The organism is Paraburkholderia sp. (genome assembly GCF_028283785.1).
In the GTDB taxonomy this organism is placed as follows: domain Bacteria; phylum Pseudomonadota; class Gammaproteobacteria; order Burkholderiales; family Burkholderiaceae; genus Paraburkholderia.
In genome coordinates, this window is record NZ_JAPWKB010000018.1 from 311,201 (window position 1) to 336,682 (window position 25,482).

The window sequence follows — 25,482 nt, forward strand, 5'->3', positions numbered from 1 at the left end:
CGCGCGCTGTTTCAAGCGCTGTTTCAAGCGCTGTTTCAAGCGCTGTTTCAAGCGCTGCTTCAAGCGCCATTTCCCGCACCGTTTCGCGCACTGCTTCGATCTCTCATCTGTCTCTGGCTGCGCTCGCAGCCTGCGTTGCATTTGCCGCCGCACCGGCCCGCGCGGTCAACCTCTCCCAGCTTTACGACGAAGCGCTGTCGAACGATTCGCAGCTGCAAAGCGCGCGCGCGTCGATGGCCGCGAACAGCGAGGAATTGCCGCTCGCGCGCGCCAAGCTGTTGCCGCAACTGTCGGCGTCGTTGAGCGCGAACCGGCAGAACACCGACTTCGGCGGCGGTTTTCCCGCGTCCACCGGCAATAGCAACGGCTACACCGTTTCGCTCACGCAGCCGCTGATCCACGTCGACACCTGGTATGGCTACGCGCAAGGCAAGATCGCGGTCGAATCGGCGCAGGCGTCGTTCGGTCAGGCGCGACAGGATCTGATCCTGCGCCTCGGCCAGGCGTATTTCGACGCGCTCTCCGCACAGGACAGCGTCGCGATTGCCAGCTCGCAAAAGGCGTCGATCGCGCAGCAGCTCGAATCGGCGAAGCACGCGTTCGAAGTCGGCAACACCACCGTCACCGATACCAACGAGGCGCAAGCCCGATACGACCAGGCCGTGTCGCAGGAGATCGGCGCGCAGAACGATCTGGCGGTGAAGCTCGCGGCGCTTCAGCAGATCGTCGGGCATCCGGTCGAGCATCTCGACGGGCTCGCGGCCGGTGCGCCGCTGCCGCCGCCCGTCCCCGCAGACATCAACCAGTGGGTCGACACCGCCGCCGACGCGAACTACCAGGTGGTACTCAAACAGCTCGCGCTGGACAACGCGCAGCGCGAAACATCGAAAGCGAAAGCCGGTCATCTGCCGACCGTCGATCTGGTCGCGAGCCGTTCGCGCAGCAGTCTGGGCGCAGCGGGCGCGGGCAATTTCGGCGGCAACTTCGGCGGTGGATTCGGCAGCGGCACGAACACGGCCGTGTCCGGCACGCCCGCGCTCGCGGCGGAGCTGGGCAATCTCGGCTCGTCGTACACCAACAATACGATCGGCGTACAGGTGACGATCCCGATCTTCGCGGGCGGCGCTACGCAAAGCCGCGTGCGACAGACACTCGCGCTCGAAGACCAGGCCGCCGCCGATCTCGACACGGCCCGACGCAATGCGGAACTGTCCGCGCGTCAGGCCTTTCTGGGCGTGTCCAGCGGGCTCGCGCAGGTCCGCGCGTTGCAGACTGCCGAACGCTCCGCGCGGACTTCGCTCGAATCGAATCTGCTGGGCTATCAGGTCGGCGTGCGCATCAATATCGACGTGCTGAACGCGCAGGACCAGCTGTTTTCGTCGCGCCGCGATCTGGCCAAAGCGCGCTACGACACGCTCGTCAACAGCATGAAGCTGAAGGCCGCAACCGCGAACCTGACCGACGAAGACGTGCTGCAACTGAGCGCGCTGCTATCGCCCGTCGACGATGGTTTGCTGACCGCGTTGCCGGTCGCCCCGAGCGTCCCGCATCCGGGCGTCGCAGCCCGCGGCGCGGCCGGCCAATCGGGACGGCACACGATGCCGAAGACACCCGGCGCGCAATAGCGCCGGTGACGGCGTCATCCTCGACGCCGCGTTTCGCCTCAAGCCGACACCCTCCTTTCATCCGCCATTCGGTTGCATGCACAACCGAACGGCATCGTTGCACCGCACGTTTCCACCTCTCGGTTCCACGATGCGCCGCAGCGGCGTCACGCGCACCGCGACGACGCATCGCGCCGATCGATGCACCGCTTTGGTTCGCAACGACTCGATCGCATAGTCAAAAACGGCCGCGTCGACCCATATCGACGGACAACTCCGGAAGCTCTTACCGCTTGGCATATGCCTTGCATAAGAGCAAACGGCAAGCCATGCAGCCGTGCGCCTTACCGCGCAATCGACGCCTAAAAAGATTGACCATCCATGACATAGGGGAAGTAAATGAAACGTCGTAGTCTGTTGAAACTCGGTTCGATGTCTGGCGCTCTGGCGCTCGCTGGCCGTAGTCCGTTTGCCAATGCGCAGGATGACAAAGGCCCGATCAAGGTCGGCATCCTGCACTCGCTGTCCGGCACGATGGCGATCTCGGAGACGTCGCTGAAGGACACCGCGTTGATGACCATCGCGGAAATCAACAAGAGCGGCGGCGTGATGGGCCGCAAGATCGAACCCGTCGTCGTCGATCCGGCATCGAACTGGCCGCTGTTCGCCGAAAAAGCGCGTCAACTGATTACGCAGGAAAAGTGCGCCGTGGTGTTCGGTTGCTGGACGTCGGTATCGCGCAAGTCGGTGTTGCCGGTCTTCGAAGAACTGAACGGCCTGCTGTTCTACCCGGTTCAGTACGAAGGCGAAGAAATGTCGCGCAACGTGTTCTACACGGGCGCTGCACCGAACCAGCAGGCGATTCCCGCCACCGAATACCTGATGAGCGCGGAAGGCGGCGGCGCCAAGCGCTTCTTCCTGCTCGGCACCGACTATGTGTATCCGCGCACGACCAACAAGATCCTGCGCGCGTTCCTGAAGTCGAAGGGCGTTCAGGATTCCGACATTCAAGAGGTCTACACGCCGTTCGGCCATAGCGACTATCAAACCATCGTCGCGAACATCAAGACCTTCTCGCAAGGCGGCAAGACGGCCGTGATCTCGACCGTCAACGGCGACTCCAACGTGCCGTTCTACAAGGAACTGGGCAACCAGGGCCTGAAAGCGACCGACGTGCCGGTGGTGGCGTTCTCGGTGGGCGAAGAAGAACTGCGCGGGATCGATACGAAGCCGCTGGTCGGCAACCTCGCGGCATGGAACTACTTCATGTCGCTGCGCAACCCGACCAACGAGAAGTTCAAGAAGCAATGGGCCGACTGGGTCAAGGCCAACAGCCTGCCGGGCGGCACCAAGCGCGTGACGAACGACCCGATGGAAGCGACGTTCGTCGGTATCCATATGTGGAAGCAGGCCGTCGAAAAAGCGAAGAGCACGGATGTCGACAAGGTGCGCGTTGCGATGATCGGCCAGAAGTACGCGGCACCGTCGGGCTTCACGCTCGAAATGGACGGCAATCACCATCTGCACAAGCCGGTGATGATCGGCGAAGTGCGCGCGGACGGTCAGTTCAACGTCGTGTGGCGCACCAAGACCACGATTCGCGCGCAACCGTGGAGCCCGTATATCCAGGGCAATCAGGGCAAGCCGGATGTCGTCAGCTCGATTCCCGACTTCCTGCGCCGCCGTCGCGCTGCGTGATGTTGCCGGCGCAGCCGATGCTGCGTCCGACCTGATATCGGCATGCCGTCGAAAGCATGCTGCGGCGCGCGGGTTGCCCGGCAACCTCGCCGCCGTCGCATGCGGTACCGACTCACCGTTGCCGCGTGACCCGGTTAGCGGGTCAGCGCGGCAACGTTTTCGCTCTTTATTCACGCGCGGCGGCCTCGCGACGTCGCGCCGCCCCGCCGGTTTTACCTTCTAAGGCCAACCATGGCATCTCCCTTCTTCTCGTTCGTGCGGCGCAGTGTCGGCGCGCTCGGCATCGCGTTGCTGGCGGCGTTGCCGGCCGGCGCGTATGCATTGACGGCCGACGACGTCGCGCCGCTTGCCGGTGACGATTTCGACGCGAAGTCGGCGGCGATCGACAAGCTGATCGCCAATCACGACGCGCCGTCGATGGCGCTGCTCAAAGGCCTCAACGACGACAGCGCGCTCGCGACCGATTCGAACGAAGTGCTGCTGCAAGACGGCGACGCGACGAAAGACGCGATCACCGGCAAGACCGTTGCCGCCGACAATGCGCAGCCGATCACGCTGAACAACTTCCTGCGCTCGAAAGTAGCGGGCGCGCTGTCGGGTCTGCAACTCGACTCGCCCGACACCACCCAACGCAGCGCCGCGATCGAAGCGCTGCTGAAGAACCCCGACCCGTCGATGAAACCGATGATCGACGCGGCGCGCGCCAAGGAAAGCGATCCGAAGCTGAAAGCGCGTCTCGACACGCTGTGGGCGATGACCGCGCTGCACGACACCGATCCGGCCAACCGCCTCGAAGCGGTCAAGCTGGTGGCCGCGCGCCACAATCTGGAGATGAACGAACTGCTGCGTCCGCTGGTCGCGAAGAAGCCGGACGGCACCTTCGTCGAAAGCGACACGGCCGTGCGCGCCGCCGCGCAGGTCGGTCTCGACGAACTCGACTCGATCCAGCGCCGCAGTGAAATTGCCGGCACGCTGTTCGCCGGGCTGTCGCTCGGCAGCGTGCTGCTGCTGGCCGCGCTCGGCCTCGCGATCACGTACGGGCTGATCGGCGTGATCAACATGGCGCACGGCGAATTCCTGATGATCGGCGCCTACGCCACGTACGTCGTGCAGAACCTGTTCCAGCGCTATGCGCCCGGCGCATTCGACTGGTATCCGCTGCTGGCGGTTCCGGCGTCGTTCGCTGCGGCGGCACTGGTCGGGATCGTGCTCGAACGGCTGGTGCTGAAGCATCTGTATGGCCGTCCGCTCGAAACGCTGCTGACTACCTTCGGCGTCAGCCTGATCCTGATCCAGGCCACGCGGATGATCTTCGGCGCGCAGAACGTGCAGGTGCGGAATCCGTCGTGGATGAGCGGCGGCGTCACGGTGATGCCGAGTCTGATCCTGCCGTACAACCGCCTCGCGATTCTCGCGTTCGCGATGATCGTGGTCGGGATCGCGTGGGCGGTGCTGACCAAAACGCGGCTCGGGCTGTTCGTGCGCGCCGTCACGCAGAATCGCCGGATGGCGGCGTGCGTCGGCGTGAAGACGGCGCGGGTCGATTCGTACGCGTTCGCATTCGGCGCGGGCATCGCGGGTCTGGGCGGCTGTGCGCTGTCGCAGATCGGCAATGTCGGACCGGATCTCGGCCAGAGCTACATCATCGATTCGTTCATGGCCGTGGTGCTGGGCGGCGTCGGCCAGCTGGCGGGCACCGTGATCGGCGGCTTCGGCCTGGGTCTCGTCAGCAAGGCGATCGAGCCGTTCTGGGGCGCTGTGCTCGCGAAAATCGCGGTCCTGGTGCTGATCGTGCTGTTTATCCAGAAGCGTCCGCAGGGCATGTTTGCCCTGAAGGGCCGCAGCGCGGAGGCATGACATGACATCCCTGACTTCTCCCGCTTCCGTTTCACCGGACGACGACGCATCGGCCACCGAGCGTGCGTTGAAATCGGGCTTCGCGCTCGGTTTGCCGCCCCGTCCCGCGCTGCTGTCGCGGCGCGCGTGGCTCGCGCTGATCGCGCTGATCGTCGTGTTCGGGCTGGGTGTGCCGTTCGCGGCACTGGTGTTGCCGGAAACCAGCGCGTTCCATCTGTCCGCGTACATGATGACCATCACCGGCAAGTTCATGTGCTACGCGATCGCTGCGCTGGCACTCGATCTGGTGTGGGGCTATTGCGGCATTCTGAGCCTCGGGCATGCGTTGTTCTTCGCGCTCGGCGGCTATGGGATCGGCATGTACCTGATGCGCGCGATCGGCCATGAAGGCAAGTACGGCAGCGACCTGCCCGACTTCATGGTGTTTCTCGACTGGCATCAGTTGCCCTGGTACTGGCAAGGCACGCAGCATCTCGGTTACGCGTTGCTGCTGGTGGTGCTGGTGCCCGCCGTGATCGCGTGGGTGTTCGGCTTCTTCACGTTCCGTTCGCGGGTCAAGGGCGTGTATCTGTCGATCATCACGCAGGCCATGACCTTTGCGGCGATGCTGCTGTTCTATCGCAACGAGACCGGCTTCGGCGGCAACAACGGCTTCACCGACTTCAAGCGGATCGGCGGTTTTCCGATCACGCATCCGGGCACGCGCGCGGTGCTGTTGCTGCTGACGTTCGGCGTGCTGGTGCTGGCGTTTCTCGGCGCGCGTGCGATCGTCACGTCGAAGCTCGGACGCGTCGTCACCGCCGTGCGCGACGGTGAAACGCGGCTGATGTTTCTCGGCTACAGCCCGCTCGCGTACAAGCTGTTCGTGTGGACGGTTTCGGCGGTGTTGTGCGGGATTGCGGGCGCGCTATACGTGCCGCAGGTCGGGATTATCAATCCGGGCGAGATGTCGCCGGGCAACTCGATCGAAATGGCGATCTGGGTCGCGGTCGGCGGACGCGGCACGTTGATCGGACCGATCATCGGCGCGTTTGCGGTGAATGGCGCGAAGAGCTTTTTCACGGCGAATTTCCCTGAATACTGGCTGTTCTTTCTCGGTCTGATCTTCGTGCTGGTGCCGCTGCTGCTGCCCAACGGGATCATGGGTCTGATCGAGCTTGCGACGCGCAAGAGGAAACATTGATGAACGAGAACCCGATGGTGCCCGATCTGTCGTTGCCTGAAGCGCCGTCCGAAACGTCGTTGAGCGGCGTGGCCGGGATGGGTCACGCGGTCGTGCCGGGCGAGATCGACATTTCGCACGGGACGATCCTGTATCTGGAAGACGTGACCGTGAGCTTCGATGGTTTCCGGGCGTTGAATGCGTTGACGCTGTCGATCGATGTCGGCGAATTGCGCTGCATCATCGGTCCGAACGGCGCGGGCAAGACGACGATGATGGACGTGATCACCGGCAAGACCACGCCGGATAGCGGCAAGGTGTTTCTGGGCCAGACGATCGATCTGACGCGGATGAACGAACCGTCGATTGCGCGCGCGGGGATTGGTCGAAAGTTTCAGAAGCCGACCGTATTCGAGCAGCATCCGGTGTGGGAGAACCTCGAACTCGCGATGAAGGCGGACAAGGGATGGCTTTCGTCGTTACGTTCGCGGCTGGATCGCGAGGCGCAGGCGCGGATCGAAGAAACGCTTGGGTTGATTCGCCTCGAGAGCGAGGCGAGGCGATTGGCGGGCGAGTTGTCGCACGGGCAGAAGCAGCGACTCGAGATCGGCATGTTGCTGATGCAGCAGCCGTCGCTGTTGTTGCTCGACGAGCCCGCAGCCGGGATGACCGACCACGAGACGATGGAGCTGGCCGAGTTGCTGAATCATCTGCGCGGTACGTGTTCGATGATGGTCGTCGAACATGACATGGAGTTTGTGGCTGCGCTGGCTGGGGAGAAGGGACGGGTGACGGTGATGGCGGAAGGGCGCGTGCTCGCGCATGGGTCGCTGGATGAGGTTAAGCGGGATGAGGTGGTGATTGAGAGTTACTTAGGGCGGTGATTGCCGTGGGCTGGTTTTTGTGGTTTTGCAGTGGTTTTGCTTGGGCTGACTTGGGTTGATTTGGTCGTCCCGGTTTCGCGGTGGGTTGACTCGGTCGTCCCGGTTTCACGGTGGGTTGACTTGGTTGACTCGGTCGTCCCGGTTTCGCGTCGGTCTGCCTGGATCGTCCCTGTGCGGGACCGCACCTACTTTTCTTTGCTCGCGCAAAGAAAAGTAGGCAAAAGAAAGCGCGTTTACCTCGCGCTCCGTAGCGAGTGGCGTCTAGTAATTTTCGGGTAGTGGACCGCGCACGTTTGGAGTTGCCGGTCCGTTTTTCCCGGTGGTCCGCGCCCGCACATCCCGCCCGCTGCGCGGCGGTAGCCCACTTCAAAAACCAGTTTGCAGCAATGCCTTTCTTTAGTTTTACGACGGTTCCCGGGCTTGGATTTACCCGATTTTTTTACGGAGATCTGATCAGGGATGACAAAAAAATGGGGTTTGTGACCAACGAAGTGCGGTGTGCGAATGCCGCTGAGAGATAAAGACGGGGTTGTGCCCGTCGGCTGTCGCGGAGCGAACAGCCGGAACGAATGACTGCCTTGTCACCAAGACATGCGGTGCGGCAACTCAAATCGTGCGCGGTCCACTACCCGTTCTGGAAGGACGCCACTCGCTACGAAGCGGCGGTGTAAACGTGCTTTCTTTTGCCTACTTTTCTTTGCACGAGCAAAGAAAAGTAGGTGCGGTCCCGCACAGGGACGATCCAGGCAGACCAGCGTGAAAACGGGACAAGCGAGCGAAACCAGGACAACCGCAACAACACCAGACAAACCAGGCAAACCGGACCAACCAAAATGCTAGAAGTCGCAGACCTCAACCAATACTACGGCGGCAGCCACATCCTCCGAAACGTCAAGCTAACCGTCCCCGACGGCAAACTAACGGTACTGCTCGGCCGTAACGGTGTCGGCAAGACCACCTTGCTGCGCTGCCTGATGGGCACGGTCCACCCAAAGGCGGGTTCGATCACCTGGCGCGGTACGCCGATCACCAAACTGCCAACCCATGCCCGTGTCGCCACGGGCCTCGCCTACGTCCCGCAAGGCCGCGATATCTTCCCGCGCCTCACGGTCGAAGAAAACCTGCTGGTCGGCGCTGCCAGCAAAAAAGCGCCGTCGAAAATCCCCGACCGGATCTACGAACTGTTCCCCGTCCTCAAGGACATGAAATCCCGCCGCGGTGGCGATCTGTCCGGCGGACAACAGCAGCAACTCGCTATCGGCCGCGCACTGATGAGCGACCCGCAACTGCTGATCCTCGACGAACCCACCGAAGGTATCCAGCCATCGATCATCCAGGACATCGGCCGTACGCTGCGTCAACTGGTCGAGGAAATGGGCATGACGGTGCTGCTCGTCGAACAGTATTACGACTTCGCCAAAGCCATCGCCGACCGCTACTGGGTCATGAGCCGCGGTGAAATCGTCGCGGGCGGCGAAGGCGCGAACATGGACGACGACGGTGTACGCGCCCTTATCGCGGTTTGATTGAGCGGTTTGATCGCGCGGTTCGGCTGCACGGTTCGACCGGACCTGCCGCGCGGCACGAAACACGCCGCGCGCATCCGGCATCGGCAGTGCCGCCGGTATACGTCCATCCGCTCGAAACGGCCTGAAACCCCGTGCTATTCTCGCCGCACCGGATCGACGCAAAGCGCCGCACGTCGCGACGGCAACCGCAACGCCCCCTATCGCGCGCATCGCAGCCCGCTTCGCGCCAACGAACTCAAGCACGCCCAGCATGTCGCTTCACGAAAACCACGCCACCCTCGCGACGCCGCATGCATCGGCGCCCGACAGCCAGCCGGCCACCCACGCGCAATGGCGCGCGCGACTCGAACTCGGTTTTGCCGCGCAAGGCGCACGCACCGCACTCACGCATCGGCTGCATGACGGCCCGTTGCGGGTTCAACGTCCGCTGTATCCGGAAGGTCCGACGATCTGCCACGCGGTGATCGTGCATCCGCCCGGCGGTGTCGCGGGCGGCGACCAGCTGGATATCCAGGTATCGCTCGACGCGGGCACGCACGCGGTCCTCACCACGCCCGGCGCGACCAAGTGGTACAAGTCGAACGGACGCGAAGCGCGTCAGTCCATCGCGATTCGCGTCGGCGCGAACGCAAAGCTCGACTGGCTGCCGCAGAACAACATCGTGTTCGATCACGCGCATGCGTCGCTCGATTTCACGCTGACGCTCGCCGACGGCGCCACCGCGCTCGGTTGGGATGCGACCCAGCTCGGCCGGCAAGCGGCGGGCGAAAACTGGTCGGCGGGGACGCTCGGCGCAGTGTCGCGGATCGTCGGCGCGGACGGTCGCCTGCTGTGGCTCGAACGTGCGCATCTCGCCGCCGGCGACGCGCTGCGTCTCGCACCGCAAGGGCTGGCGGGATTCCCGGCGTACGGCACGCTGTGGGCCGTCGGTCCGGCGTGCGATGACGCGCTCGCCGAAACGCTGACTGCCGCGCTGCCCTTCTCGTCCGATCTGCGCGCGGGCGCATCCTGCGTGACGCCGGGCGTCGTGCTGGTCCGCGCGGTCAGCCGCTCGATGGAGACGCTGCAACACACACTCACGCAGTGCTGGCTGAAACTGCGGCCGATCGTCCATCAGGTGGACGCGAAGCCGCTGCGGATCTGGACGACGTAAGCGTCCCCGCAAACATCCACGCATCAGCGCCGCACCGCGATGCGTGGACCGCATTTCCGCCCGCAACCAGCGCCACCGATGTAAGCGCCCCGCAAGCGTCGCGCACCATCTCGACGCATCGATTCCCCACCGGAGTGCAGCACTGCGGCGCGCGATTGCGGGAATCGCGCCGGCACCTTCTTGGCACATCCTTTGCTCTCAGATAGCGCACGCCCGCTGTGGGCGCCTTGCCACCTGATCACACAGAACAAAGCATGCCTACGAACCCTTCCAGAAGCCGCCGCACCCATCTCGCCGCGCTGCTGCTCGCACCGGCTCTCGCAGCGTCGCTGCTGACGGTTTCGAGCGCCGCGAGCGCCGACACGCTCGACTCCATCGCCAAGGCCGGCGTGCTGAAAGTGGCCGTGCCGGAGGACTATCCGCCGTTCGGCTCGGTCGGTCCGGACATGAAGCCGCAAGGCTACGACATCGACACGGCCGCGTTGCTCGCCAAATCGATGAACGTGAAGCTCGAACTGGTGCCCGTCAACAGCGCGAACCGGATTCCGTATCTGCAAACCGGCAAGGTCGATCTGGTGATCTCGTCGCTCGGCAAGACGCCCGAGCGCGACAAGGTGATCGACTTCTCGACCGCTTACGCGCCGTACTACCAGGGCGTGTTCGGCCCGGCCGACGTCAAGGTCACCGGCCCCGCCGACCTGACCGGCAAGACCGTCGGCGCGACCCGTGGCGCGCTCGAAGAAATCGGGCTGACGCAAATGGCGCCGAACGCCAACATCAAACGTTTCGAGGACAACAACGCGACCATCGCCGCGTTCCTGTCCGGTCAGGTTCAGCTGATCGCCGCGGGCAATATCGTCGCCGCCGCGATCATCGCGAAGAACCCGCCGCGCCGCCCGGAACCGAAGTTCGTCATCAAGAACTCGCCGTGCTTCGTCGGCATGAACAAGAACGAGCCGAAGCTGCAGGCGAAGGTCGATGCCGCCATCGCCCAGGCCAAGGCCGACGGCACGCTCAACACGATGTCGAAGAAATGGTTCGGCGCTCCGCTGCCGGCCGACATGTAATCGACGCGAGGCACGATCTGCATCAGGACGGCACGCTCGAATCGCGCGATTTTCGTACGCGATGTAAGCGTGCCGTTAGTCAGACTTGATATGGTTGAAGGCTCGCGTTGCGAGCGGCGCAACGGTGTGACGGCGGCACGACTGTCGCCGCCACGCAGCCCGCCCGCGCGCGATAGAAACACAAGACTCCATGAGACCCGGCGCATCGCGTTTTCACGCGACGCGCATCACGACGACCACCACCTATCCGATGAAGCTGACACCCCGCGAAAAGGACAAGCTCCTGATCTTCACCGCCGCCCTGCTCGCCGAACGGCGTCGCGCGCGCGGTCTGAAACTGAACTATCCGGAAGCGATCGCGTTCATCACGGCGGCGTTGATGGAAGCCGCCCGCGACGGCAAGACCGTGGCCGAAGTGATGCACTACGGCACCACGCTGCTGACCCGCGACGACGTGATGGACGGCGTGCCGGAGATGATCCCGGACATTCAGGTCGAAGCCACCTTCCCCGACGGCACCAAGCTCGTCACCGTTCACCACCCGATCCCGTAAGGACCCGACGATGATCCCCGGCGAAATCCTCACCGACGACGGCGAACACGAACTGAACGCGGGCCGGCCGACCGTCAGCGTGACCGTCTCGAACACCGGCGACCGGCCGGTGCAGATCGGCTCGCATTTCCATTTCTACGAAGTCAACGACGCGCTGGCGTTCGATCGCGAAGCCGCGCGCGGCTTCCGGCTGAACATCGCCGCAGGCACTGCCGTGCGCTTCGAGCCCGGCCAGGAACGCACGGTCGAACTCGTCGAACTGGCGGGCGACCGGATCGTGTTCGGCTTCAACGGCAAGGTGATGGGCAAGCTGTAAGCGCGTTCGCCGCCAGACGGCACGCGCTCCGGCGATCCGACCACACGTCTTCGTCTCACTGACTCCATCAGCGTCCCGCACACACGGACCTCACACCATGACATTACGCATTGGCCGCCGCGCGTACGCGGAAATGTTCGGCCCCACCACCGGCGACCGCGTCCGCCTCGCCGACACCGATCTGCTGATCGAAGTCGAGCGCGATTTCACGACCTACGGCGAAGAAGTGAAGTTCGGCGGCGGCAAGGTGATCCGCGACGGCATGGGCCAGTCGCAGCGCGTCCATGCGGACGTGGTCGATACCGTCATCACGAATGCGGTGATCCTCGATCACTGGGGCATCGTGAAGGCGGATATCGGCATCAAGGACGGCCGCATCTTCGCGATCGGCAAGGCGGGCAATCCGGATATCCAGCCGGGCGTGACGATCGCGATCGGCGCATCGACCGAAGTGATCGCCGGCGAAGGCCTGATCGTGACGGCGGGCGGCATCGATACGCACATTCACTTCATCAGCCCGCAGCAGATCGAGGAAGCGCTCGCGAGCGGCGTCACGACGATGCTCGGCGGCGGCACCGGTCCGGCGACCGGCACCAATGCGACCACCTGTACGCCCGGCCCGTGGCATATGGAACGGATGCTGCAAGCCGCCGACGGCTATCCGATGAATCTCGGCTTTCTCGGCAAGGGCAACGTCAGCCAGCCCGCGCCCGCGCTCGAACAGATCGCGGCAGGCGCGATCGGTCTGAAGCTGCACGAAGACTGGGGCACGACGCCCGCAGCCATCGACAACTGTCTTTCGGTGGCGGACGACACCGACACGCAGGTCGCGATCCACACGGACACGCTGAACGAAGCGGGCTTCGTCGAAGCGACGGTCGCCGCGTTCAAGGGCCGCACGATCCACACGTATCACACCGAAGGCGCAGGCGGCGGTCACGCACCGGACATCATCAAGGTGTGCGGCGAATCGAACGTGTTGCCGTCGTCCACCAATCCGACCCGCCCGTACACGGTCAACACGCTCGAAGAGCATCTCGACATGCTAATGGTGTGTCATCACCTCGACCCGTCGATCGCGGAAGACATCGCCTTTGCCGAATCGCGGATCCGTCGCGAGACGATCGCGGCGGAAGACATCCTGCACGACCTCGGCGCGCTGTCGATGCTGTCGTCGGATTCGCAGGCGATGGGCCGGGTCGGCGAAGTCATCATCCGCACGTGGCAGACCGCGCACAAGATGAAGGTGCAACGCGGCGCGCTGCCGGAAGACGGCGCGCGTCACGACAATTTCCGCGCGAAACGCTATGTCGCGAAGTACACGATCAACCCGGCGATCACGCACGGCATCGCGCATGAAGTCGGCTCAATCGAGCCGGGCAAATGGGCCGATCTGGTGTTCTGGGAACCGGCGTTCTTCGGCATCAAGCCGTCGCTGATCCTGAAGGGCGGGATGATCGCGATGGCGCAGATGGGCGACCCGAACGCGTCGATTCCGACGCCGCAGCCGGTGCACTATCGCGAGATGTTCGCGACGCGCGGCGGCGCGCTGGGCCGGACGTCGCTGACGTTCGTCTCGCAGATGGCCGCCGACGCGGACGTCGCCGGGCGTTACGGTCTGAGCAAGCGTATCGTGGCGGTGAAGAACTGCCGCAACATTTCGAAGGCAGACATGATTCACAACGCGTGGCGCCCGGCGATCAGCGTCGATCCTGAAACATATCAGGTGATCGCCGACGGCCAGTTGCTGACGTGCGAGCCGGCGACGGTCTTGCCGATGGCACAGCGTTATTTCCTGTTCTGAGTTGAATCCACGATGCGCACCATCGATAAACTGATTGAACCGCATATCAAGCTGGCCGCCGTGCTGGTGAAGCGCGCGGCGACGTTGACACTGACTTTCGACGCACGTCGCAAGAGCCGTCTCGCCGCGACGCTCGACACCGGCGAGGAAGTGGCCGCTGGTGCTGCCGCGCGGCACCGTGCTGCGCGACGGCGACGTGCTGGTGGCCGACGACGGCGCGCTGGTGCGCGTGGTCGCCGCCGTTGAAACGGTGCTGTACGTTCGCGCGCGCGATCCGCTGACGCTGACGCGCGCGGCCTATCACCTCGGCAATCGTCATACGCCGGTCGAGGTCGGGGCCGATTATCTGAAGCTCGAATACGATCCGGTGCTGGCCGATATGCTGAAGCGGATCGGCGCGACGGTCGAACAGGTCGAGATGCCGTTCCAGCCGGAAAGCGGCGCGTACGGCGGCGGTCATAAGCACGGCCACGACGAAACCTTCGCGGAAGATTACGCGATCGCGCAGCAGGTGTTCGGCGAACATCATGGACATGGGCATTCGCACGATCATGGGCATGCGCACGATCACGGTCACGGTCACGGTCACGTAGACGCTCATGCTCACAAGCATGACCACGACCACGCGCACGACGATTGCAACGCCTGCGCTCACGACGGCCACACGCACAACCATGCGCATCGCTGAACTGACGGCGCTGCTGCATCTCGCATCGCCCGCGCTGCCGATCGGCGCATTCAGCTACTCGCAAGGGCTGGAAGCCGCCATCGAAGCGCAGCTCGTCACCGATGCCGACAGCGCCCGGAACTGGATCGCGAACGGCCTGACGAACGTGCTCGCGCACGGCGAACTGCCATTCCTCGCGCATCAGATCGAGCGCTGGCGGTCGCACGATGCGGCCGCGCTCGCTGCGGCGAACGCCGAATTCCTCGCAAGCCGCGAGTCCGCCGAACTGCGTCGCGAGACCGAGCAGATGGGCTGGTCGCTGCGGCAGTTGTGCGCGTCGCTCGAATGGGGCGATGAAGCACGTCGCGCGACGCTCGCGTCGATCACGCCGGTCGCGCAACCCACGGCGTTCGCGTTCGCTGCGTACACGCAAGACGCCGCGACCGAAGCCACGCTCGCCGCATACGCATTCAGCTGGGTCGAAAATCAGGCGGCGGCCGCGTTGAAAGCGGTGCCGCTCGGCCAGGTCGCGGGACAACGGATCATCGTTGCGCTGCGCGGCCCGATCGACGACGCCGTCCAGCGCGCGATGGCCACCTCGCCCGACCAGATCAACACTTTCGCGCCGCAGCTCGGCATTCTGTCGGCGCGCCACGAGTCGCAATATTCGCGGCTATTCCGCTCATAAGATCCAATCATGAACGCACCTTCGCACCACTCCACCACGCGTACCCGGAAACTGCCGCCGCTGCGCGTCGGCGTCGGCGGCCCGGTCGGCTCGGGCAAGACCACGTTGCTCGAAATGCTGTGCAAGGCGATGCGCGACAAGTACGACCTCGTCGCCATCACCAACGACATCTACACGAAGGAAGATCAGCGTCTGCTGACGGTCGCGGGCGCGTTGCCCGCCGAGCGGATCATGGGCGTCGAAACCGGCGGTTGTCCGCACACGGCGATTCGCGAAGACGCATCGATCAACCTCGAAGCCGTCGACCGGATGCTGACGCGCTTTCCCGATGCCGATATCGTCTTCATCGAATCGGGCGGCGACAATCTGGCCGCGACCTTCAGCCCGGAGCTGTCGGACCTGACGATCTACGTGATCGACGTGGCGGGCGGCGAGAAAATTCCGCGCAAAGGCGGCCCCGGCATCACGAAGTCTGACCTGCTGGTGATCAACAAGACCGATCTCGCGCCGATGGTCGGTGCGAACCTGGACGTGATGGCATCGGACGCGAAGAAGATGCGCGGCGAGCGTCCGTTCGTGATGTGCAACCTGAAGGCGCTCGACGGCCTTCAGGATGTGATCGCGTTTATCGAGAAGAAGGGCTTGCTGACGGTGTGAGGTCGGGCGCGGCGGGCGGACCCTTGCGGGTTCGCCAATCGGTTCGCCGACCGCGCCGGTCTTACTCCGGCAACAACGCCGTCAGCACATCCACCGTCCGTCCGGTCGCGCCGCGATGGCGCGCGGCGAACGCCGATGCCGCGCCGCTCATGGCCGTCCGGCGCGCCTTGTCGGCGAACAACTCGCGCAACGCGCGACCCAGATCCGCCGGATCCTGCACCTGAACCGCGGCGCCCGCCGCCACCGCATCCGCCGTGGCCTGCGTGAAGTTGAACACGTGCGGCCCGATCAACACCGGCACACCGACCGCGCACGCTTCGATCAGATTCTGTCCGCCCAGCGGCAACAGGCTGCCGCCGATAAACGCGAGGTCGGACGCCGCGTAATACGCGCCCATCTCACCCATCGAATCGCCGAGCAGCACGTTCACATCGGTCGACAACGCGGGCACGGCGGCCTGCCCCGACGACAACGCCACCGACGCAGCCGGCGCCCACGCCGAGCGTCGTTCCAGCCGCAAGTTCGCTTTGTCCACCAGCGCCGCGACTTCGTTGAAGCGCTGCGGATGACGCGGCACCAGAATCAGCAATGCGTCCGGCACGGCGTCGCGCAACGCGGCGAACGCCTGCAGCACCAGTTCTTCTTCGTTCTCGCGCGTGCTGGCCGCAACCCACACCGGCCGCGCGCCGATCGCCGCTCGCCACGCATGACCGCGCGCCGCCAGCGCAGGCGGTGTGCTCATATCGAACTTCAGATTGCCGAGCACCGCGACATTGCGCGCGCCCAGCGCGGTCAGGCGCTCCGCATCCGACGGACTTTGCGCGAGCACCCGCGAGAAACCGCCGAACACTTCGCGCGTCGCAGTGCCGAACTTCGCCGCGCGCTTGAACGAACGCGCGGACATCCGCGCATTGGTCAGCACCAGCGGCACCTCGCCGCGACGGCATTCGTCGATCAGCGTCGGCCAGACTTCGGTTTCCATCACGAGTCCGAGCGACGGACGCCACGCGCGCAGGAAACGCCGCACCGCATGCGGCATGTCGTACGGCAGATAGCTGCGCAAAACCCGGTCGCCGAAAATCTGCTCGCCGGTCGCGCGACCGCTCGGCGTCATGTGCGTCAACAGAATGCGCGCGTCGGGACGCGCGTGAAGCAGCGCGTCGATCAGCGGTTGCGCGGCGCGCGTCTCGCCGACCGACACCGCATGCACCCAGATCAGCGGACCCTGATCTTCCGGCAGGCGGCCGCGCGTATAACCGAAGCGCTCGCCGATATGCTCGCGGTACCCGCGCTCCTTGCGCGAGCGGATCAGCAGCCGCACCACCGCCACCGGCGCGATCAACCACCAGAGCGCTTTGTAGATAGCCCTCAGCATCGGCAGACCCCGGCCGCGCACACCGTCGACGAAACCAGCAGGACGCCGCTCAAACCAGGGCCTTGCCCTTCAGGCGCTCGAGAATACCGAGCGGCGCGCATTTGGGTTGCGCCATCGCCTTGACCGGCAGAAAGAAGGTCTGCTCCATCATGAACTGGCCGGACATCACCGCGTGCGAAGTCTGGTCGGAGTAGCAGATCCACACGCAGCCCGGCGGAAACGGCATGGTCTCCTGCGGACTCGCCTTCTGGTAGTCCAGATCGGCCTTCATGCCGTCGTGCAGATGCAGCATCAGATGATCGTATTCGCTGCGCGGCGTCTTGGTGATGTGCAGCAGATTCTGCAGCCACGCGGAACCCGGCATCTGCGGCTTGATGGTGGGCAGAAAGCGCTTCGCCATGTCCTCGAACGGTTCGCCGACGCGCCACACGCGCGGCACGCCGTTCGGGTTCACGTTGGTGAACACGCGCAGGATGCGTTCGCCGTAATTGGGCCGCGACGGAAACGCATCGACGTGCAGACGGCTATCGTCCTTGCGCCACGAGGTTTCACGGGTTTCGACCTGATGCAGACGCAGGCTCGTCGGCGCGACGCGCAGCGTGCCGTCGTATTCCGGGAACAGCGCATCGACCAGCGTGCGCGCATTCGCCTGATACCGCGCGATCAGCGCGCGAACCGCCGACTGCGTGACCGCGTCGCCGAGCACGCCGTGCAGCGCGCCGCCGTTCGGTTCGAGACTGATGTTCTTGCGGTTCGGATCGGCCAGTGCCGGATCGAGCAGCGCCTGTTCGCCGCCTTCGATCGCGAAACGCAGGTTCGGAAAGTACAGCACCTTGCCGCGCTCGACGCCGGCCAGCAACGTCTCGCGCGGCACGGACAGGTTCTGTCCGTGCCAGTCGGCCGACGCCACTTCAATGATTTGTGTATCGCTCATGATCGCCCTTGAGGCTGGGTTGCTGCGGTCTTGCCGCGGTTCTGCCGCGATAGGGTCGCCGGGCGGCCGCAATAAAGCCGGTGACGCAAAGGGCGCAACGCCGTTGCGCCGCTTCACACGCAGCGCGTGGCGAGCTTGGGAACAAGCGTCACAGCAAGCCGAAACCCGCCAGTGCGGACTTCACTTGCGAGAGCGTGGGCGGTTGCCCGGCCGTGCCGAGATTGATCACGTTCGGCGACCAGTAACCGCCCGTGCGCCACGCGGTCGCAAAATTGTACAACTCGATGGTGGGACGCTTCAGCGCAGCGGCGATATGGACTAGACCTGTATCAACGCCGACCGTCGCCGCCGCACCGTCGATCAGCCCGACCACCGCCGGCAACGACAGTTTGGGCGGCACGATGGCGGCCGCTCCGAATTCCTTCGCGAGACGCTCGCTGGTGGCGCGTTCCGCGTCACTACCCCACGGCAGCACGATCGACGCGCCGCGACGCACCAGTGCCTGACCGAGTTCGATCCACGCGGTATCCGGCCATTGTTTGTCGGCGCGCGAGGTGGCGTGAACGAACACCACGTAAGGCACCGGAAGATTCAGCGCGGCTTGCGACAGCGCCAGCGACGCGCGGCCGGTGTCCAGCCCGAAATCGATGTCGTCCGACGGTTCGGGGCGCGGATCGCCGAGCGCCGCCGCCACCAGCTGCCGGGTGCGCTCGACCACGTGCGTGCGCGGCTCGATCGGCACGCGACGGTCGTAGAAGAAACGCACCGGCCATTCGAAGCCCGCGCCGTCGGTGCGATTGGCGAGGCCGACGACCGGCCCGCGCGCCATGCTCGACACCCACGCGGTCTTGATCAAACCCTGGCAATCGATCACGAGATCGTAGTTTTCGGCGGCCAGCGCGCGACGAAACGCACCGATCTCGCGCCAGTTGTCGACCGACAGCAGACGCTTTTTCCAGCGTCGCAGCGACACGGGAATCGCACGGCGCACGCCGCCGACGAGGTCGACGAGACCCATGAAGCTCTCTTCGACCAGCCAGTCGATCTGCGCGTCGGGATGGCGACGACGAATGTCGGCGATGGCCGGCATGTTGTGTACGACATCGCCCAGCGACGACACGCGAACGATCAGTATCTTTTGCACGCTCAAGGGGGAATGCCGGTAACCCGGCCCGAAGACTCATTGGTGGAGCGCAATTTTAGCTTGCCGCCCGGATATTCAGGCGAACGCGCAAGAAAAAACGCGGCGCGGTCAAAAAGTCCGCGCCGCGTCCTGTCTTCAGCCCGCCGTCAGAACGGCAGTTTTGCGTCCGGCTTTTCCGCGAGGATCACGCGGCGGAAATCTTCCTGGATGCGTGAGAGTGCTGCGTCGTTGTCCGCTTCGAAGCGCATCACGACGACCGGCGTGGTGTTCGACGAACGGGCGAGACCGAAGCCATCCGGATACTCGACCCGCAGACCGTCGATCTTCACGACGTCGTCCGCGCCGGTGAACTGCGCGTTCTGCTGCATGCGTGCGATCAGTTCGAAGTTCTCGCCTTCTTCGAGCTTCAGTTGCAGTTCGGGCGTGGAATGCGAGTTGGGCAGACCGTTGAGCAGCTTGCTCGGGTCTTGCACGCGCGACAGGATTTCGAGCAGACGCGCGCCCGTGTACAGGCCGTCGTCGAAACCGTACCAGCGGTCCTTGAAGAACACGTGGCCGCTCATTTCGCCTGCCAGCGGCGCGCCGGTTTCACGCAGCTTCGCCTTCACGAGCGAGTGGCCGGTTTTCCACATCAGCGGCTCGCCGCCCTTTTCCTTGACCCACTTCGCGAGGTTGCGCGTGCACTTCACGTCGTAAATGATCTGCGCGCCCTTGTTGCGCGACAAGACTTCTTCAGCGAACAGCATCAGCTGACGGTCCGGATAGATGATCTGGCCGTCTTTCGTGACGACGCCCAGACGGTCGCCGTCGCCGTCGAACGCGAAGCCGATTTCGGCGTCGGTTTCCTTCAGCGCCTTGATCACGTCCTGAAGGTTTTCCGGATGCGCCGGGTCAGGATGGTGATTCGGGAAATTGCCGTCGATCTCGGTGAACAGTTCGACCAGTTCGCAGCCGAGCGCCTTGAAGAGTTTCGGTGCGAGACCGCCCGCAACGCCGTTGCCGGTATCGACGACGATCTTCAGCGGACGCGCGAGCTTGATGTCGCTGGTGATGCGTTCGAGGTACGCGTCGGCGATGTCGTACTCGGTGAACGAGCCGCTGCCTTCGGTGTAGTTTTCATCGACGATGCGTTGATGCAGCGCGAGGATCTGGTCGCCGTAGATCGCGGCGCCGCGCAACACCATCTTGAAGCCGTTGTAGTCGGGCGGGTTATGGCTGCCCGTCACGACGATGCACGAATCGACGCGACGCTCGCCGCCTGCGAGCTTCAGCGGCACGCTGGCCGCGAAGTAGCCGACCGGCGTCGGCACCATGCCGACATCCACCACGTCGACGCCTGCCGCGCGCAAGCCGTCGGACAATGCGGCGATCAGTTCGGGGCCCGACAGACGGCCGTCACGCGCGACCACGACGGCATCGCCGCCTTGCGCACGCACTTCGCTGCCGAACGCGCGGCCGATCGAACGTGCGGCGTCGGCGTCGAGCGTCTTGCCGATCACGCCGCGAATGTCATATGCCTTGAAAATCGATTTGGAGATCATGATGGGCTCACTTGCGTGCAATGGAAATGATTGACCTGAGCACCCGACGCGAGACGGTGATTCTCACGCGGCGCCTTGCCGGAAGCGATCCGGTTCCAACTTATAATTGCGCTTTTTCAGCTACGCCGTACTGGCGCCTATTCTAATGCTTAGACGCCCACTATCCACAAAGTTGCCGCGGCGCGCCAGCCTCGCCACGACAGCCGTGTTACAGATGGGCCCGCTGCCGCACGGCATGCCGTTCGCTGCGTCGAACCGCATGCCGGACAGCACGCTACACCGGCCGCGCCGCAACTTCTGTGCGCAAGCAGGCACCGGATGCTGACCTTCAGGCGCTTCGCCAACCCCGACGTCACCCGCGCCTTCGCCAACCTCGTCTGGCTCGGCATGGAGCGTCTGACGCAGATCGCGGTAGCGATTGCGATCAGCGGGATGCTCGCCCGATACTTCGGTCCCGACACGTTCGGTAAATGGCAATACGCCAACACGCTGCTGCTCGTGCTGTCGCCGATCACGTGGGTGTGCGGCGCGGAAATCCTCGTGCCGACCATCGTGAACCGTCCGGCCGGTCAGCTCGGCACCGTGCTGGGCAGCGCGTTCGCGTTGCGCATCGGCGTCTCCGCCTTTGCGTTGCTGCTGACATGGGCGGGCATCGCATCGGGCCTGACGGACCCGCTGGTCGGCGCGATGCTCGCCGGCCTCGCGATGACGATGCTGTTTCGCGAGCCGTTCGTCGGCGTAGTCAATGCATGGCTGCAAAGCATGACGTACAGCAAGCCGCAACTCGTGACGAGCATGGCTACGGCTATCGTCAAGGCTTTGCTGGTGTTCGCGCTGGTACGTGTCGCTGCGTCGCCGTCGCGCTTCGGCTGGCTTTGGGCGCTCGAATCCGCAGCGATCGGCGCAGTGCTGTTGTTCTACTACATCCGGCGACATGGCGGCAAGCTGGGCTGGCATCTCGATCGTGGTCTATTCCGCCATTTTGCGTCTGCGGGCACGGTCTTCTGGCTCGGTCTGATCGGTATGTACCTGTTTCTGAAACTGGACCGGCTGATGCTCGAACGGGCCATTTCGTTCGCCGATCTCGGCCGCTATTCCGCTGCGCAGCAACTCAACGAAAACTGGATCACGCTTGCGCTGATGCTCGCGCAAACCATCGCGCCCGCGTTCGTCTACCGGGTTCAGGATGCGGTGCAATTGCGGCGCAACATATGGCGTCTGACAGCGCTCACCGCGCTGTTGATGATCGGCGGCGCAGCCGTGCTGGACGTGCTTGCGGGCTTTATCATCCGGCGCGTGTTCGGTGCGGGCTACGAAGGCGCGATCGATATTTTCCGCTGGGCCGTGTGGCTGTCCGTGCCGGCCGGCATCGAGGCGATCGGGAATCTGATCGTGCTTAAATATCAGGCGAAATTCGTGTTGCTGACCAAGTGGCTGCTCGCGCTCGCGGTCGCCTTCGCGGTCAACCTGATCGCGATTCCGAGGCTTGGTTCGTACGGTGCGCTGGTCGGCCTGGCAGCCGGTTATCTGGCCGCTACATCGGTAAATCTTTATTACATCCGTTTCAAATTGCGCCCATGACGTTTCCCTCTTCCACTGCGCAATCAGAAGGCACGACGCTCGACGATGTCGTCGTGTTGATGCCCGCGTTCAACGCGCAGACCGACGTCGATCGCACGCTGGCATCGTTCGACGAAAGCGCGCCGGTTCACGTGCTGATCGTCGATGACGGCAGCGCCGTGCCGATCGTCGCGCCCACGTTGCCGGGCATGACGATCGACGTATTGCGGATGACGCAGAACGTCGGCATCGAACGCGCGCTGCAACACGGGATCGACGCGCTGGCCGCGCGCGGCGTGCGTTACGCGGCGCGCATCGACGCGGGCGATCTGAGCGTGCCGCATCGGCTCGCGCGACAGCGCGCGTATCTGGACGCGCATCCCGAGGTGGCCGGGCTCGGCATGTGGACGCAGGTCATCGCGCGCGACGGCACACCGCTGTTTATGCTGCAACCGCCCGCCGATCCGCGCGAGATTCGCCGGCAACGTTTTTTTCGTAGCTGCCTCGCGCATCCGTCGATGATGCTGCGCGTCGATGCGGTCCGCGAGGTGGGCAACTACCGCGCGCAATACCGTTCCGCCGAAGATCTCGACCTGTTCGTGCGGCTGATGGCGCGCTACGAGTGCGCCAATCTGCCGGTGCTGGGGCTCTATTACGAACTGAACGAAGGCGGCATCAGCGCGACGAAACGGCGCCGCCAGGTCGCCTCGACATTGCGGCTGCAATTACGTCACTTCACCCCCCTGAACCCTTATGACTGGCTGGGTCTCGCGAAGAACCTGCTGCACTTCGTGACGCCGTACAGCACGCTGCAACGGGTGAAGCGCACGCTGTTCGCCGCGCGCGGTAAACAATAAAACACGAATATCGCCGCATTTTTTGCGCTTTATCTTCGATTTAACTTCGCTTATTTTTTCTGACGACGCCCTCCGCATGAAGCCTCGCGATCTGTCCCATCCTGCGCCCGGCCGCGCGCTGCGCATCACGCTGGTGTGCAACACGGCGTTTGCGATCCATACGTACCGGCCGGGCCTGATTCGCCGGCTGGTTGCCGGCGGCGTCGACGTGACGGTGCTTGCGCCGCGCGATCGCACCTTCGACCTGATCGCGGCGATGGGTTGCCGCTGCATCGAGTTGCCGGTGGCGTCCAAGGGTACCAGTCCGCGAGACGATCTGCGGACCTTGTGGGCGCTGTACCGGGCCTACCGCACGGTGCGGCCGGACGTCGTATTTCACTATACGATCAAGCCGAATATTTACGGTTCGATCGCGGCGAAACTGGCGGGCGTCGCATCGGTGGCGGTGACTACCGGGCTGGGCTATGTGTTTATCCAGCAGAGCCGCGCGGCGCAGGTGGCGAAGAAGCTGTACCGTTTCGCGTTCCGGTTTCCGCGCGAAGTATGGTTCCTGAACCGTGACGATCTGGCCGCGTTCACCGATCAGAAGCTGCTGGTGCATCCGGATCGCGCGCGTCTGCTGCACGGCGAAGGCGTCGATCTCGATCACTTCGCGTACACGCCGCCGGCCGACGCGGACGCTTCCGGAGCGACGCAGCCGTTCACGTTCGTGCTGATCGGCCGGCTGCTGTGGGACAAAGGCGTCGGCGAATACGTCGAAGCCGCGCGCGGTTTGCGCGCGCGTTATCCGCAGGCACGCTTCGCGCTGCTCGGCCCGGTCGGCGTCGACAATCCGAGCGCGATCACGCGCGACGAAGTCGCCGCATGGGAACGCGAAGGTGTGATCGAGTATCTCGGCGAAGCGCACGACGTGCGGCCGGTGATTGCGGCCGCCGGATGCGTGGTGTTGCCGTCGTATCGCGAAGGCGTGCCGCGCACGCTGATGGAGGCGTCGGCGATGGGACGGCCGGTGATCGCGACCGATGTGCCGGGCTGCCGCGAAACGGTCGACGACGGCGTCAACGGCTTGCTGTGCACCGTGCGCGACGCGGCCAGCCTGCGCGACGCGATGGCGCGGATGCTCGACATGACCGACAGTGCGCGCCGCGCGATGGGCGAGCGCGGGCGACTCAAGGTGACCGTGGAATTCGACGAACGCGGGGTCGTCGAGCGGTACATCGAAACCATTAAGACATTGACGGGCGTATCACTTTAACGGAGCCAAGCATGACCACGAAGGGCACGATTCTGGTAACGGGCGGTGCGGGCTTTATCGGCTCGCATACGTGTGTCGAACTGATCAACGGCGGTTACGACGTGGTCGCAATCGACAATCTCGTCAACAGCAATCGCGAGTCGTTGCGGCGCGTCGAACAGATCACCGGCAAGCGCGTGGCGTTCTACGAAGCCGATGCGACGGATACGGCTGCGCTGAACCGGATTTTCGACGCGCATCCCATTACGGCCGCGATTCATTTCGCGGCGTTGAAGGCGGTGGGCGAATCGGTGCAAAAGCCGATCGAGTATTACCAGAACAACGTGGGCTCGTTGCTCGCGCTGCTGGCGGTGATGAAGGCGCGCGACGTGAAGCAGTTCGTGTTCAGTTCGTCTGCGACGGTGTATGGCGTACCGGAAAGCTCGCCGATCGACGAATCGTTTCCGTTGTCGGCCACCAATCCGTACGGACAGTCGAAGCTGATTGCCGAGCAGATTTTGCGCGATCTGGAGTTGTCGGATCCGTCATGGCGGATTGCGACGCTGCGTTATTTCAATCCGGTGGGTGCGCATGCGAGCGGCTTGATCGGTGAAGATCCGGCCGGGATTCCGAACAATCTGATGCCGTATGTCGCGCAGGTCGCGGTGGGGAAACTTGAGACGTTGCGGGTTTTCGGCGGCGACTATCCGACACCTGACGGAACGGGCGTGCGCGATTACATCCACGTCGTCGATCTGGCGCGCGGGCATTTGCTGGCGCTCGATGCGCTGGTCAGGCATGACGCGAGTTTCGTCGTGAATCTTGGGACGGGGCAAGGGTATAGCGTGCTGGATGTGGTGCGGGCGTTCGAGAAGGCGTCGGGGAAGGCCGTGCCTTATGAGATCGTTGCGCGGCGCGCGGGGGATGTGGCCGAGTGTTTCGCCGATCCGGCTAAGGCCGCGGAGTTGCTGGGGTGGCGGGCGGAGTTTGGGATTGAGAGGATGTGTGTGGATCACTGGCGGTGGCAGGAGGGGAATCCCAAAGGGTTTGGTTGAAGGGTTGGTTTTTGGGGTTGGGTTGGGTGCTCCTGGCTCGTCGTGCGCGTCCTGTTTTCACGTCGGTTTGCCTGGATTGGGTTGGTTGCTCATCGCTCATCGCTCATCGTGCGCGTCCCGGTTTCACGTCGGTTTGCCTGGAT

General features: G+C 64.1%; 21 protein-coding genes and 1 pseudogene. 18 read left to right on the plus strand and 4 right to left on the minus strand.

The window, feature by feature from the left end; all coding sequences use genetic code 11:
• Nucleotides 1–113: 113 nt before the first annotated feature.
• The 14 genes and pseudogenes from PW947_RS21215 to ureG all read left to right on the plus strand — a co-directional run bounded on the left by PW947_RS21215 (nt 114) and on the right by ureG (nt 15,639).
• Nucleotides 114–1,625 (plus strand): TolC family outer membrane protein, encoded by a 1,512-nt coding sequence (locus PW947_RS21215; protein WP_299634596.1) that lies wholly within the window; start codon nt 114–116, stop codon nt 1,623–1,625.
• Nucleotides 1,626–2,003: 378 nt separating this feature from the next.
• Entirely contained in the window at nt 2,004–3,302 is a 1,299-nt protein-coding gene (urtA, locus tag PW947_RS21220) for an urea ABC transporter substrate-binding protein (protein WP_299634355.1), read from the plus strand.
• A 231-nt stretch (nt 3,303–3,533) separates the two neighbouring features.
• Entirely contained in the window at nt 3,534–5,159 is a 1,626-nt protein-coding gene (gene urtB / locus PW947_RS21225; protein WP_299634357.1) for an urea ABC transporter permease subunit UrtB, read from the plus strand.
• A gap of 1 nt (nt 5,160) precedes the next feature.
• Nucleotides 5,161–6,342 carry an urea ABC transporter permease subunit UrtC gene (gene urtC, locus PW947_RS21230; RefSeq protein ID WP_299634358.1) on the plus strand — a complete coding sequence of 394 codons (1,182 nt, stop codon included), beginning with the start codon at nt 5,161–5,163 and terminating at the stop codon, nt 6,340–6,342.
• Nucleotides 6,342–7,205, plus strand: coding sequence for an urea ABC transporter ATP-binding protein UrtD (gene urtD / locus PW947_RS21235; RefSeq protein ID WP_299634360.1), 864 nt, complete (start codon nt 6,342–6,344; stop codon nt 7,203–7,205). Before urtC ends, urtD begins: the two co-directional genes overlap by 1 nt.
• A gap of 833 nt (nt 7,206–8,038) precedes the next feature.
• On the plus strand, nt 8,039–8,731 hold the full coding sequence (gene urtE, locus PW947_RS21240) for an urea ABC transporter ATP-binding subunit UrtE (protein ID WP_299634597.1): 693 nt from the start codon (nt 8,039–8,041) through the stop codon (nt 8,729–8,731).
• A gap of 253 nt (nt 8,732–8,984) precedes the next feature.
• Complete coding sequence (locus PW947_RS21245) at nt 8,985–9,887, plus strand: urease accessory protein UreD (RefSeq protein WP_299634361.1); 903 nt, start codon at nt 8,985–8,987, stop codon at nt 9,885–9,887.
• Nucleotides 9,888–10,141: 254 nt separating this feature from the next.
• On the plus strand, nt 10,142–10,954 hold the full coding sequence (locus tag PW947_RS21250) for a transporter substrate-binding domain-containing protein (protein ID WP_299634363.1): 813 nt from the start codon (nt 10,142–10,144) through the stop codon (nt 10,952–10,954).
• 250 nt (nt 10,955–11,204) lie between these two features.
• Complete coding sequence (ureA, locus tag PW947_RS21255; protein WP_006476699.1) at nt 11,205–11,507, plus strand: urease subunit gamma; 303 nt, start codon at nt 11,205–11,207, stop codon at nt 11,505–11,507.
• A 10-nt stretch (nt 11,508–11,517) separates the two neighbouring features.
• Nucleotides 11,518–11,823: an urease subunit beta gene (locus PW947_RS21260; RefSeq protein WP_299634364.1), complete on the plus strand. Its 306-nt coding sequence runs from the start codon at nt 11,518–11,520 to the stop codon at nt 11,821–11,823.
• 97 nt (nt 11,824–11,920) lie between these two features.
• Nucleotides 11,921–13,627: an urease subunit alpha gene (gene ureC, locus PW947_RS21265; RefSeq protein ID WP_299634365.1), complete on the plus strand. Its 1,707-nt coding sequence runs from the start codon at nt 11,921–11,923 to the stop codon at nt 13,625–13,627.
• Between the two features lie 12 nt (nt 13,628–13,639).
• Nucleotides 13,640–14,315, plus strand: a pseudogene (gene ureE, locus PW947_RS21270) (urease accessory protein UreE).
• Nucleotides 14,302–14,982: an urease accessory UreF family protein gene (locus PW947_RS21275; RefSeq protein ID WP_299634366.1), complete on the plus strand. Its 681-nt coding sequence runs from the start codon at nt 14,302–14,304 to the stop codon at nt 14,980–14,982. Before ureE ends, PW947_RS21275 begins: the two are co-directional and overlap by 14 nt.
• A 9-nt stretch (nt 14,983–14,991) precedes the next feature.
• Nucleotides 14,992–15,639 (plus strand): urease accessory protein UreG, encoded by a 648-nt coding sequence (gene ureG, locus PW947_RS21280; protein WP_299634367.1) that lies wholly within the window; start codon nt 14,992–14,994, stop codon nt 15,637–15,639.
• Between the two features lie 61 nt (nt 15,640–15,700).
• Here ureG and waaA read toward each other — a convergent pair whose 3' ends face one another.
• From waaA to PW947_RS21300, 4 genes are all read right to left on the minus strand, one after another.
• Nucleotides 15,701–17,014: a lipid IV(A) 3-deoxy-D-manno-octulosonic acid transferase gene (gene waaA, locus PW947_RS21285; RefSeq protein WP_299634368.1), complete on the minus strand. Its 1,314-nt coding sequence runs from the start codon at nt 17,012–17,014 to the stop codon at nt 15,701–15,703.
• A gap of 49 nt (nt 17,015–17,063) precedes the next feature.
• Nucleotides 17,064–17,948 carry a Kdo hydroxylase family protein gene (locus PW947_RS21290; protein WP_299634370.1) on the minus strand — a complete coding sequence of 295 codons (885 nt, stop codon included), beginning with the start codon at nt 17,946–17,948 and terminating at the stop codon, nt 17,064–17,066.
• Between the two features lie 148 nt (nt 17,949–18,096).
• A complete protein-coding gene (waaC, locus tag PW947_RS21295; protein WP_366146137.1) occupies nt 18,097–19,098 on the minus strand; it encodes a lipopolysaccharide heptosyltransferase I in 1,002 nt (333 codons plus the stop codon).
• Between the two features lie 140 nt (nt 19,099–19,238).
• Nucleotides 19,239–20,633: a phosphomannomutase/phosphoglucomutase gene (locus PW947_RS21300; protein WP_299634373.1), complete on the minus strand. Its 1,395-nt coding sequence runs from the start codon at nt 20,631–20,633 to the stop codon at nt 19,239–19,241.
• A gap of 318 nt (nt 20,634–20,951) precedes the next feature.
• Between PW947_RS21300 and PW947_RS21305 the strand changes: the two genes are divergently transcribed.
• The 4 genes from PW947_RS21305 to galE all read left to right on the plus strand — a co-directional run bounded on the left by PW947_RS21305 (nt 20,952) and on the right by galE (nt 25,339).
• The gene (locus tag PW947_RS21305) at nt 20,952–22,214 is read left to right on the plus strand and encodes an oligosaccharide flippase family protein (RefSeq protein ID WP_299634375.1); all 1,263 of its coding nucleotides are present in this window, start codon (nt 20,952–20,954) and stop codon (nt 22,212–22,214) included.
• Entirely contained in the window at nt 22,211–23,050 is an 840-nt protein-coding gene (locus PW947_RS21310) for a glycosyltransferase (protein ID WP_299634376.1), read from the plus strand. Before PW947_RS21305 ends, PW947_RS21310 begins: the two co-directional genes overlap by 4 nt.
• A 76-nt stretch (nt 23,051–23,126) precedes the next feature.
• Nucleotides 23,127–24,305: a glycosyltransferase family 4 protein gene (locus PW947_RS21315; RefSeq protein WP_299634377.1), complete on the plus strand. Its 1,179-nt coding sequence runs from the start codon at nt 23,127–23,129 to the stop codon at nt 24,303–24,305.
• Nucleotides 24,306–24,316: 11 nt separating this feature from the next.
• A complete protein-coding gene (galE, locus tag PW947_RS21320; protein WP_299634378.1) occupies nt 24,317–25,339 on the plus strand; it encodes a UDP-glucose 4-epimerase GalE in 1,023 nt (340 codons plus the stop codon).
• Nucleotides 25,340–25,482: the final 143 nt, after the last annotated feature.

Bases quoted from the DNA above. Each gene is read 5' to 3' on its own strand.
- urtA (WP_299634355.1), top strand. From the start codon at position 2,004: ATGAAACGTCGTAGTCTGTTGAAACTCGGTTCGATGTCTGGCGCTCTG.
- urtB (WP_299634357.1), top strand. From the start codon at position 3,534: ATGGCATCTCCCTTCTTCTCGTTCGTGCGGCGCAGTGTCGGCGCGCTC.
- urtC (WP_299634358.1), top strand. From the start codon at position 5,161: ATGACATCCCTGACTTCTCCCGCTTCCGTTTCACCGGACGACGACGCA.
- urtD (WP_299634360.1), top strand. From the start codon at position 6,342: ATGAACGAGAACCCGATGGTGCCCGATCTGTCGTTGCCTGAAGCGCCG.
- urtE (WP_299634597.1), top strand. From the start codon at position 8,039: ATGCTAGAAGTCGCAGACCTCAACCAATACTACGGCGGCAGCCACATC.
- PW947_RS21245 (WP_299634361.1), top strand. From the start codon at position 8,985: ATGTCGCTTCACGAAAACCACGCCACCCTCGCGACGCCGCATGCATCG.
- PW947_RS21250 (WP_299634363.1), top strand. From the start codon at position 10,142: ATGCCTACGAACCCTTCCAGAAGCCGCCGCACCCATCTCGCCGCGCTG.
- ureA (WP_006476699.1), top strand. From the start codon at position 11,205: ATGAAGCTGACACCCCGCGAAAAGGACAAGCTCCTGATCTTCACCGCC.
- PW947_RS21260 (WP_299634364.1), top strand. From the start codon at position 11,518: ATGATCCCCGGCGAAATCCTCACCGACGACGGCGAACACGAACTGAAC.
- ureC (WP_299634365.1), top strand. From the start codon at position 11,921: ATGACATTACGCATTGGCCGCCGCGCGTACGCGGAAATGTTCGGCCCC.
- PW947_RS21275 (WP_299634366.1), top strand. From the start codon at position 14,302: ATGCGCATCGCTGAACTGACGGCGCTGCTGCATCTCGCATCGCCCGCG.
- ureG (WP_299634367.1), top strand. From the start codon at position 14,992: ATGAACGCACCTTCGCACCACTCCACCACGCGTACCCGGAAACTGCCG.
- waaA (WP_299634368.1), bottom strand. From the start codon at position 17,014: ATGCTGAGGGCTATCTACAAAGCGCTCTGGTGGTTGATCGCGCCGGTG.
- PW947_RS21290 (WP_299634370.1), bottom strand. From the start codon at position 17,948: ATGAGCGATACACAAATCATTGAAGTGGCGTCGGCCGACTGGCACGGA.
- PW947_RS21300 (WP_299634373.1), bottom strand. From the start codon at position 20,633: ATGATCTCCAAATCGATTTTCAAGGCATATGACATTCGCGGCGTGATC.
- PW947_RS21305 (WP_299634375.1), top strand. From the start codon at position 20,952: ATGCTGACCTTCAGGCGCTTCGCCAACCCCGACGTCACCCGCGCCTTC.
- PW947_RS21310 (WP_299634376.1), top strand. From the start codon at position 22,211: ATGACGTTTCCCTCTTCCACTGCGCAATCAGAAGGCACGACGCTCGAC.
- PW947_RS21315 (WP_299634377.1), top strand. From the start codon at position 23,127: ATGAAGCCTCGCGATCTGTCCCATCCTGCGCCCGGCCGCGCGCTGCGC.
- galE (WP_299634378.1), top strand. From the start codon at position 24,317: ATGACCACGAAGGGCACGATTCTGGTAACGGGCGGTGCGGGCTTTATC.